Origin of the sequence: Colwellia marinimaniae, from assembly GCF_002207865.1 — a bacterium.
In the GTDB taxonomy this organism is placed as follows: domain Bacteria; phylum Pseudomonadota; class Gammaproteobacteria; order Enterobacterales; family Alteromonadaceae; genus Colwellia; species Colwellia marinimaniae.
The window spans coordinates 59,694-70,507 of the sequence record NZ_BDQM01000020.1; the positions used below are offsets into that span (position 1 = coordinate 59,694).

Consider the following 10,814-nt stretch of genomic DNA (forward strand, 5'->3'; position numbering starts at 1 on the left):
TCTAACAAGAGCTGCGGTACTGCCCCAACGTGCACTCCATATTATAAAAAGCTGTTCATGCTCTATCTATCGGCTATTTATCTAATCGGCTATTCGGCAAACTATCGATAAATGTTATTAATAATAAGGTATTTGTCCTTGAACTTAACAAAAAGTTAGTTAAACTAACATTTGAATAACATTCGAATACAATTACAAGATAAGATTTATATATGGCTCCAGCTCCAAGATTTAGCGCAGCAGAACAAGAGAAGTTAATCATTTACGCAGCAATCAAGGCTATTGAAGACAGTAGTTTATTAGATTTTTCAATGTCCGCTATTGCCAAATTGGCGGGTCTGTCTATGGGCTCTGTTTATAAATTTGTCCAATGCAAAGAAGATGTACTGATTGCCTTAGCCACTCGCATGTATCAAGAGCGACAAAGTATTTTTAAAAAAGTACTGGCTTTACCCCTGACCACACCCGAGCGCATTATTGCCACCAGCTTGTTAGATTTTTCCAAAGTACAAATGTATAACTTTGATAGTCAGCTTGAAAGCATAGTCAACACCCAAGCCATGATGAAGCGCTGCTCACAGCGTTGGTTAACACAAATGATAGCTTGCGGTGAGCGCTGCCAAACTATGTTTCAACAATTTTTACAAGCCGCCGCTGATTCCGGTGAATTAATTTCAGGTAGACGAGATATTGAAGAGATAAACATAGGCAGCTGGTCGTTATCCTTGGGTTATTTTCAAACGGTACGTGTACACCAATGCTGGCGCAACGATCTAGCTGACAAGCCAGCAGAAGAAATGTTAGCGCTTGCACCTGATAATTTACATATTCGCACCATGCAGCGCTTAGTCAATACCTATGATTGGCAGCAAAAAATAACAGATGATGGCATAAAAAAAGTATGCCTACGCCTAACAGAGGCTGGGCTTAGATAAGTTTAAAGGCCAATACCTGCACAGATTAACTATCATTAAACAACTTAACCGCACTACAGTAAAAACGCTCAAGGTATTAATTAAGCGTTTAAAAAAAGGGATAAAGGAACAATCATGAATCTAACTAAATGGCTTGTGGTGATAATATTATTAGCCGGCACTATTTTTGGCTTATATAGCTATAAATCATCACTACAACAAGCGGCCAAAGCCCATGCTGCCAGCATGCCTGAGCCAGCAGCAACAGTTACTGCGGTAACCGTCAGCAATATTAGTTATCAGCAGCATATTCAGATAAGTGGCGAAGTACAAGCGTTCAAGTTTTTACTGCTTATTAACGAACTTGCCGGTGAAATTACCCAGTTAAATGCCAGCTCTGGCAGTGTCGTTAAAGAAGGACAAGTGTTACTGGTATTAGACCATAGGGACGAAGATGCCCGTTTAATGGCAGCTCAAGCGACCTTGACGCTACAGCAACAGACCCTAGCGCGTAATATTGAGTTGCAGAAAAATCGCGGCATTAGTGAAGAACGCGTTGACCAAGCTCGCGCGGCAGTACAAATAGCACAAGCAGATATTGCTGTGATTACCACGGCAATAGATAAAAAAACCTTAACTGCGCCCTTTACCGCTAAGGTTGGTATTCATAACTTAGAAGTTGGCCAGTATTTAGATAAAAACAGCCAGGTACTTGATCTTATTGGTATTAATGACTTTACTTGGATTGATTTTCATTTGCCACAACGCTACCAAGAGCTAAGTTTAGGCTCGATGGTAAAAATTAGCCCAATGAATCAAGATGCTGATTTTACAGCAAAAATTATAGCTATCGACCCTCAGTTATCACGTATTTCACGTCATTTAAAATACCGCGCACAATTGCCATCAGCAACCTTAGCATTAAAACCAAATACCTTGGTCTCTGTGATAGTGCCCATTGCTAAGCAAGCTATACTCGCCTCAGTACCTGATTTAGCGATAAAACGCGATGCCTTAGGTGACTATGTTTTTGTCTTAGAAGCTGCTGGTAAGGGTAGCTATCGCGCGAAACAAGTAGCCGTTAAACTTGGCCAGCGACAAGGTGAACGGGTAATGATACTTTCCGGCGTAACAGCAGGCCAGCTGGTTGCCAATAAAGGCGCGTTCAAATTATATCCTGGTATGAAAGTATACCTTGCCCGTGAATCTGCCCATGAAGCGGCTGATGAAACTGCCAAAGTAGCCGCTAAAGCGCCTGCTCTCGATGCAAGTACACAATAATAAGGGCTTATGATGCAAGAAAATAAACCATCGATTATGGACATCTTTGTCAAGCGACCTGTAGTCGCCATTGTTTTGTCTATTATTATTTGTATTGCTGGCCTATGGTCAGCAAGTAAAATTCCGGTACTGCAATTTCCAAAAATTGAAAGTGCCTCATTAGTAATTGAGACCTATTACATCGGCGCTGCCGCTGATGTAGTGCAAGGTTTTGTTACCGAGCCAATTGAGCGTGTTGCCGCTACTGTGCCAGGCGTTGAATATGTCGAATCGACCAGCACATCTGGCAGTTCGAAAGTTACCGCTTGGCTAAAACTCAATGAAAATTCGACCTTGGCGCTAGCTGAATTAACCGCTCGCTTAAGTCAAATTCGTTTTGAGTTACCTGCTGGCGCGCAAGACCCCATGGTATCAGTGAGTCGTGCCGATAGACCTTTTGCGGTGTTTTATTTAAATGTTCATGCCAACGGTAATGACTTATCACGCATTACCGATTATTTAATTCGCCAAGTTAATCCGATTTTAAATGCTATTGAAGGTGTACAAAGAGTTGGTATTGAGGGCGCTCGAACACCGGCAATGCGTGTCTGGTTAGATCCAGAGGCACTGCAAATATTTAACTTAAGCGCCAGTGATGTTTATCAAGCCTTAGCAGCAAACAACACCATAGCCACTTTGGGTTATGTAGAAAATAGTCGGCAAAAAATTGATATCGTTGCTAATACCCAACTCAGCAGTGTCGAAGAGTTTGAACAATTGGTGGTCAGTGAGCTAGATGGCGCGAATATCTATTTAAGAGATGTCGCAAAAATTGAGCTAGCCGCAGAAGATAGCAGTGTCACCGCTAGATTAAATGATCAAGATGCCGTTTATATTTCCATTTGGCCATTGCCTGGCGCTAATGAAATTGCCATTGGTGATAGGTTATATAAAACAGTAGCTGAGCTAAACAAAACTCTACCCAACGGTATTTCCATTGGTTATGCTTACGATGGCACCTTGTATATGCGCGATGCCTTAACTGAAATTTTTACCACCTTAGCTGAAACAGTCTTTTTAGTTGGCTTGGTAGTGGTACTACTTATGGGCTCTTTTAGAAGCGCCATAGTGCCATTAATCACCATACCTATTTCTATTTTAGGGGCTATTGCCGCTATGACTATGATGGGTTTTTCGTTAAACCTATTAACCGTGTTAGCTATCGTACTCTCGGTGGGTTTAGTGGTTGATGATGCCATTGTGGTAGTAGAAAATGTTGCCAGACTGATGCGTCAAGGCATGTCAAGATTTGATGCTGCCTTGATTAGTTCGCGCCAACTCTTGGTGCCCATTATCTCAATGACCTTAACACTGGCAGCAGTTTATGCACCTATCGGATTTTTGTCTGGTCTGACTGGGGTATTATTCAAAGAGTTCGCTTTTACCTTAGCGATTGCCGTTATTATTTCAGGCATTGTTGCTGTTACCTTATCACCCATTATGAGCGCATATGTTGCTCCTAAAGGCGGTGATGAAGGTTGGTTCACCCGTAAAGTAAATCACCTTTTTGAAAAATTGCAGAGCAGCTACGCCAAGCTGTTACATAAGATTTTTAAGTGGCAAGGACAAGTATTTCTTATTGCTCTAGTGATATCGCTACTTAATGTGCCTTTTTATCTACACTCGAAAAAAGAACTTGCGCCCATAGAAGATCAATCGATGGTCATGTTTGTTATTCAATCACCTCCTGATGCTTCGCTCGCTTATAACGTCGCACAAATGAACCCAGTAGTAGAGAGCTTGCAAGAAATAGAAGGTGGTAAGAAAGTTTGGCAGATCATCTTTGGCGGTGGTGGTTTTGGCGGTTTAGAGTTAGTCAGTGCCGATGAACGCGACTACAGCGCCCAGTCATTAGTGCCGCGTATTTACGGGAAGTTAGCACAAATACCTGGGCTGAATATGTTTCCAATTCTCCCCTCGTCTTTACCGAGTTCAGGTAAGTTTGAAATTGACATGATTGTTAAAGCCTCAGCGCCCTATAGTGAAATGAAGCAATATGCCGATCAACTTGTCGGAGCAGCCTTTGCCAGTGGACAATTTCTTTTCGCTGATACCGACTTAAAAATAGACCTGCCACAAGTGGAACTGCAATTAAATCGAGAAAAAATTGCTGATTTAGGTATGACTGTCAGGCAAATTAGTGAGCAACTGAGTGTTTTATTATCGAGTAACTTTGTTAATCGCTTTGATGCTAACGGTAAAGCTTATCGCGTTATTCCCATCGTTAATGATGAAGTACGCAGTAAAACCGAAGCAATTTTATCATTGAATATTAAATTACCTACCGGCGAGCTATTACCTGTCTCAGCGGTGGCTGAGTTAAAATGGAAAACGGTGCCGAGACAACTCGGTACCTTTGCTCAACAAGCTTCGTTTAGAATTTACGGTGGTGTCGCACCGGGATCAAACAAAGAAGCAGCGTTATCAGCCCTTGAAAAGGCAGCCAAAGAAATATTACCTTTAGGCTACTCTATTGACTACGCTGGTGAATCTAGACAGTTACGCCAAGAAGGTAATACCTTAATTATGGTATTGGCGGTTTCTTTATTGATTGTTTTCTTGGTATTAGCCATACAATTTAATAGCTTTAGAGATCCCTTAGTGGTGCTGCTAGGTTGTGTACCGTTAGCGCTATCGGGTGCGTTATTAATCCCTTATATGGAATTAACCACCATTAATATTTATTCGCAAATAGGTTTGATTACCTTGATTGGCTTAATTGCTAAAAATGGTATTTTAATTGTTGAATTTGCCAACCATGCCCAAGAGCTTGGCGCCAATAAACTCACGGCGGTCACTGAAGCGGCAACGACACGGTTACGGCCTATTTTAATGACCTCAGCAGCAACAATACTCGGGCATTTTCCCTTAGTATTGGTTACTGGTGCAGGCGCAGAAGCGCGTAACAGCATAGGCATAATTTTAGTGGCTGGTATGTTTATTGGCACTATCTTTACCTTGTTTATTTTACCTAGCTTTTATTTATTACTGGCGGAAACAAGGCACAAGTTGGACGAACACGAATTTGACGTATCTGAAGAAGCCCTAGAAAAAGTACTTAATTAAAGTATTTTAGCTAGTTGATAAAACCACCCACCAAGATCCTGTGGGTGGTTTTCAAGCCAAACGCTCGCTGAATAAGCGGAATGACTTTCAACCTAAAGATAAAGGCTATTCAAGCTAGTATATGTTCAAGACTAACACTGTGATTTTTTATTCAGTTACTTCAAAAAAACAGTGCGCTCTTAAGCAGTTTCTTATACTGTAACCTTGAGATATCCACCTATTTACTGAGCTGTTTTATCGCTATGAAACTACATCACCTTGACGGGCATATTCAAACAATTTTACTAGCTGAATATCCCGATAAGTTACTGCTGCTTGATGGTTGCTGTCGCTCAGACATCTCGGTACTAAAGCACTTTATCACACAAACCTTACAGCGTTCCTTTAGTGATATAACCTTAGTGGTGGTAACTCATATGCATCCCGATCACGCTGGCGCCGCTAATAAGATACGAGAAATAACCGGCTGTAAAATTGCCACCGCCAATGTCAGTGGCCAATGGTATTCAGGCTTAGATGGTCGGCTTATGCATCTTACCGACATACTACTGGCTAAATGGGTAGCCAAACGCATGAAAAGACCCAGTAAGAACATTTGGTATTCAAGCCAACTCAAAGCTGACTATAAATTAGATGATGGCGAGGCGTTACCCGGGTTTTCTGATTGGGTGGCCTTAGCCACTCAAGGGCATACTGATAGAGATTTATCTTTACATCACCTGCCCAGTAATAAAGTCTATGTTGCCGATTTAATGGTTAAAGTTAAAAACAAATTTATTCCGCCCTTCCCTATTTTTCACCCAAATAGGTATCGAGCATCACTGCACAAAATAATCGCGCTACAGGCCGACAGCATTATTCTTGCGCATGGCGGGGAAGTACATCTATCTGAGCATGATTTTCAACATTTATTGGCGCTAGCGCCTAAAATTCCTAGAACTCATTGGCGCTCTGTTAAGACAAAGCTCAAGAGTTTAATAAAGTTTATGCCTAAAAATAACGCTCTTAAGTAAAATATTAATGTACTGTAACAACTCACTAATGCAATTAATTATCAATTAGATTAAAATCATGCCTTTGACGCTATCTAAAGGATAAAGCTGTGACACCGTTAATTTTATCGGGAGCCATTTTTTTCACCCTCGCCCTGATCTTTTATTCTATTGGCATCTGGAATGACTATTGCCATAAAAAATTAAAGAAGTGGCATTTAACCATGTTTGCACTGGGAGTCATTACCGATACTATTGGCACTATCATGATGTACCTGCATGTCGGCCACCTTATCTTTACTGCTCATTCAATTTCGGGCTTCTTAGGGCTTTTCTTGATGATTTTCCATTTTTGTTGGGCATTCATCGCTATCCGGAATAATGATCTTGAGCTGCAAAAAACTTTCCACCGCTTTAGCATCCTTGTTTGGGCTTTCTGGATGATTTCCTATATTTCTGGTCTGTATCTTGGGCTTAGTGGCTTAGGGAAATGATTAACCAGCAATAGTTCTGTCATCTGTGCATAGGCAAAATGGTTGAATTATTGCTGAGGTATGACAATTCTCCTGTTAAAGCGGTCATACCGCCCCATTTTTGCTAATAAAATACCCGTGCTAAACTCTCGCACTAGGTAAAAAAACAACACTGGACTTACTAACAACGACTATAAAACCTGCATTCTGATTGAATATAAATTGAAAACTGCTATACCTTAGCTACCCATTGTCGTGTTACAAGGATGCAATGTCCTATGTCTTCTGCTATTAAGAATACCAAACCTTTAACCCGTGAAAATGAAATAGATCGAGACGAACGCAGGCACGACTGCCCGAGTACACATGCATTATGGACGCAACTGAGTGTTGCCCAGCAAGCGTCTGTCAGTTCAATGCATAATTATGGCTATGAACTGAGCTTTATTCGCACCCAAGATGAAATAACCCAGGTAGTCATGTTGCTTAATGAGGCGGTCATTGCCATTGATAAGGAAGGGACTATTAATACTCAAGTAAATATTCATATACGAAAATAGTATTTATTGCTCTCTCAAATATTATCTTCAGTCATAAATAATTGTCGGGCTATGGAAATTAAGGGAAATTAAGGGAAATTAAGGGAAATTAAGGGAAATTATTGAGCCATGTTTGCTGAACTGTAAAAAATGGCGAAAAAACAATGAAAGTTTTACGGAAAAATATCTTTAAGTCACAACACCAAGCGGAAGTTTCCAGCCATTTAAATCAAACTTGCACTACTGCTTTCATAGCTTTAGTGATGAGGTAATTTCGTTTACAAGCTCTAGTTATAAAAACTTATACTGAACAATAACAGCCCTTTGCTTCTTTAATGATGATGTGTGCTTTATATCCTTTGATAAGGTTATTTAACATGGTTTGTGCATATCCTGAAGTTTGTGAACAGGCTAGGCCTTGTCCATAAGGACCAAAGTAAATAATGTCTCCCTGAGCATCGAAAATAGCAACCGATGGCGTAGCGGGAATAATTTTATGTTCATGAATAACAACCTTGATGATAGTAAATTCATTATCGCTCGCTATTAGATTGATATCCTGAATATGCGCCTTACTATATTGCTGACAATCACAGTTTGGCTGAGAAAAATGTAGCACTGTATTCCCTACACCTTGCCGCCCAGGTGCTATATAGGGTGTTAACAAAGTGGCAAGTTGTTGATGACCAATGCCTAGCAGCTTATTATCAACATCAAAGCTGACCAATTTATTCATGACAAAGTAATAAAAAGCTGCCACAGTAAAACTTAGCCAAATAATGATTATAGTAAATTGAAATTTGGTTAAGTTATTATTTAAATCGGGCAATATTATGCTCCATTTCACTTGCGGTTTTGCTTACCCTAATTGATTCTTGACCTAGTATTTCCACTTTTTCAATATCAAGCTGCACTGTACTTCGGAGCATCTCAGCACTTTTTGCAATATCCTCAGTTGTCGTTGCTTGTTGTTCAACCGCTGCTGCTACATTGATAGAAATAGCACTTGCTTGCTCAACTAAACTTGATGCTTGGGCTATTTGTTCTTGCGCTTTATTGGCACTTTCAATAACAGTAAGAACGATTTCCAGACTACTCGTCATTGAATCCGTGACTAATTTAGAATAATTCTGTAATAGAGACAAAGTCGCTCCAATTTTATCCGTACTTTCTTTCGTGCGATTAGCTAAAGCACGCACTTCATCAGCAACCACGGCAAAGCCTCGACCTTGCTCTCCAGCTCTTGCAGCTTCAATTGCCGCGTTTAATGCTAATAAGTTTGTTTGGTCTGCTATGCTAGTAATTTCTGTTAATACCTTGGCAATAGCATCGGTCGAGTTAGCCAACTCTGTTACTTGTTCACTGGTTTTTTCCAGCGCAGAAGTGAGGTTTTTGTTTTGTTCATTAATTTTAAGAATATCTTCATTTGCTGTCTGGGTGTAATTATTTGCTTCTTGCATTTGATCACTTAACTGACTGGTTTCTTCGGCAATTGAGGCAACGGTTACCGCCATTTCTTCCGCAGAGGTGGCAATAGTATCGGTTTCTTGTTGGCGTTGTGATGAAGATTTCTCCAAATCATCTTTAGTCTTCATTAAATTACTTGAATTGCTATTAAGTTCAATTACTTGCTCTTTTACCCCAGTGATTACACGATACAATAGCTCTAAGAGTTGGTTAAATGAAACTAAGGTACTATTATTGTCAGCCGTTGTTTTTATGCTCAAGTCTATCGCATTTATATCCGCTACTATTGCCGTTGCTACCCTCGATAGCTCTTGCCCTGCTTTACTCTCTTCTGCCATTGTTTTTGCCATATATCCGGCTATAACAGCTTCTATGATGGCGTACACGGCATGAATTATTACGGTGCTAAATACCAGTCTGCCTTGGTCAAATATAAATACGCCAACATCATTGATTTGTAGGAAATAAAAAGAAACATGGTGCACCGCGATAACCAACACAGCGGTAATAAAGACTCGCCAATCTTGATAAATAATCAAACATGCCATCAAAATGAATATCTCAAAATGTACTTCTATTAGACCGTTTGCTTGATGGATATGAAGGGCGGCAAAAATCATAGTTGCAAGTGCGGACACATGCTTGGTGATTGTCGATTTAGGCGCCGTTCGATTAAAATATAAGGGTACCAATAAGGCAGGTATACCGATAACTAAAGCAGAAAGATATGAATCAAAAAGTACCGCTAACAATAGGCTCTCAGCAAATAAGGCACTAAAAAGATAACTGAATAGTTGATTAGTTTTATTCATAATTCTCTCATTCATACTGAATAATTTAAAGTCTTTAAATTATAGTTTAGAATTGTTATATCGGGGTCTTATGAAAAAAGACTAGCCATTGACCTAACTAGTTATCTTGAGCTACTTTGTCGTAATCGAAGCATGATCAGGGGTAAAGGTCTGCGATGTTTTCATGGTGGGCTTTGTCGACATCAGGGCAAAATAGAATATTAAAGTAGAAATGATGTACCGAGAACCTTAACTGCTATATGTTAGCTAGCTTAACCTTTTATGATTGATAAAACTGTATGGCGTTAAAAGCAAATTTAAGAGATTTCCTTGACGAAGAAGGTAACGTACTAGAGCTTACTGAACAAGCAAAAACGGTTTTCAAATTTCTGACCAAAATTGTGTCATCGATTTCTGAAAATATAGAGCAACCACTCATTGATGTTGATTTACAATGCAACAGCCGAGCTGATGAACTTTTCTGTCTAGGGGGCATTGCGGCAACAGGTATTTCCCTGGGTTTGATTGAATGGCATTGTGACACTTGTGAAGCCTCTGGAACGATCTCACATTGGCAAGGAAGCCTGTGGGACAAGCAAGAGCGCACAATCCATTAATCCACAATGCATTTACGACAAGTTTAGTGACCAACAAAACGGGGTAATGATATACATTAGTAGTGAGATTATCTCAACAAGAAAACTAAGCAAAACTAACTGTTTCAGCAGTGATGGTTCTTGAACTAAATCTAAGTTCAAGCCATCAGGTTGAGAGCCATTAAGAATGTGTCGAGACAGAACAATATTAACGTTCACTCTGTGGTATTAGTGAACCTTAACTTTTAGCCAATGAATAGTGAAAAAATAGTTCACAAGAATATAAAAGACACCCACTCAAATGGAAATAATGAGTGACTCTACTATGCTTAAATAATAATCAATAAGTTTCCATTGAGAGTTATTATGGCCACGGCAAGAAAACAACAAATAAGCTTAGTTGACACGCCTTATTATCATTGTGTATCTCGTTGTGTTCGGCGGGCATATCTGTGTGGTGAAGATAAGCACACCGGGCAAAGTTATGAGCATAGACGTGGTTGGGTCGCCGATAAACTACAGGTATTAAGTGAGGGAATATAAAAGACACCCACTCAAATGGAAATAATGAGTGACTCTACTATGCTTAAATAATAATCAATAAGTTTCCATTGAGAGTTATTATGGCCACGGCAAGAAAACAACAAATAAGCTTA

9 protein-coding genes and 1 pseudogene are annotated in these 10,814 nt (G+C 39.9%); 8 read left to right on the top strand and 2 right to left on the bottom strand.

Annotated features, from left to right (window positions below):
- The first annotated feature begins 212 nt into the window (after positions 1-212).
- The 6 genes from MTCD1_RS12270 (at position 213) to MTCD1_RS12295 (ending at position 7,325) form a co-directional block, all read left to right on the top strand.
- Entirely contained in the window at positions 213-935 is a 723-nt protein-coding gene (locus MTCD1_RS12270) for a TetR/AcrR family transcriptional regulator (RefSeq protein WP_057179370.1), read from the top strand.
- Positions 936-1,049: 114 nt separating this feature from the next.
- Positions 1,050-2,195 carry an efflux RND transporter periplasmic adaptor subunit gene (locus tag MTCD1_RS12275; RefSeq protein WP_057179369.1) on the top strand — a complete coding sequence of 382 codons (1,146 nt, stop codon included), beginning with the start codon at positions 1,050-1,052 and terminating at the stop codon, positions 2,193-2,195.
- A 12-nt stretch (positions 2,196-2,207) separates the two neighbouring features.
- Positions 2,208-5,300 (top strand): efflux RND transporter permease subunit, encoded by a 3,093-nt coding sequence (locus MTCD1_RS12280; RefSeq protein WP_057179368.1) that lies wholly within the window; start codon positions 2,208-2,210, stop codon positions 5,298-5,300.
- 242 nt (positions 5,301-5,542) lie between these two features.
- Complete coding sequence (locus MTCD1_RS12285) at positions 5,543-6,313, top strand: MBL fold metallo-hydrolase (RefSeq protein WP_057179367.1); 771 nt, start codon at positions 5,543-5,545, stop codon at positions 6,311-6,313.
- Positions 6,314-6,402: 89 nt separating this feature from the next.
- The gene (locus MTCD1_RS12290) at positions 6,403-6,786 is read left to right on the top strand and encodes an HsmA family protein (RefSeq protein WP_057179366.1); all 384 of its coding nucleotides are present in this window, start codon (positions 6,403-6,405) and stop codon (positions 6,784-6,786) included.
- Between the two features lie 257 nt (positions 6,787-7,043).
- On the top strand, positions 7,044-7,325 hold the full coding sequence (locus tag MTCD1_RS12295) for a hypothetical protein (protein ID WP_057179365.1): 282 nt from the start codon (positions 7,044-7,046) through the stop codon (positions 7,323-7,325).
- 280 nt (positions 7,326-7,605) lie between these two features.
- Here MTCD1_RS12295 and MTCD1_RS12300 read toward each other — a convergent pair whose 3' ends face one another.
- Entirely contained in the window at positions 7,606-8,133 is a 528-nt protein-coding gene (locus tag MTCD1_RS12300; protein WP_057179364.1) for a DUF6436 domain-containing protein, read from the bottom strand.
- On the bottom strand, positions 8,117-9,583 hold the full coding sequence (locus MTCD1_RS12305; RefSeq protein ID WP_057179363.1) for a methyl-accepting chemotaxis protein: 1,467 nt from the start codon (positions 9,581-9,583) through the stop codon (positions 8,117-8,119). Before MTCD1_RS12305 ends, MTCD1_RS12300 begins: the two co-directional genes overlap by 17 nt.
- 278 nt (positions 9,584-9,861) lie before the next feature.
- Between MTCD1_RS12305 and MTCD1_RS12310 the strand changes: the two genes are divergently transcribed.
- Positions 9,862-10,179, top strand: a complete 318-nt coding sequence (locus MTCD1_RS12310; RefSeq protein ID WP_057179362.1) for a hypothetical protein — start codon at positions 9,862-9,864, stop codon at positions 10,177-10,179.
- 345 nt (positions 10,180-10,524) lie between these two features.
- Positions 10,525-10,692: pseudogene (locus MTCD1_RS12315) on the top strand (transposase); the annotation flags it as partial.
- Positions 10,693-10,814 lie beyond the last annotated feature (122 nt).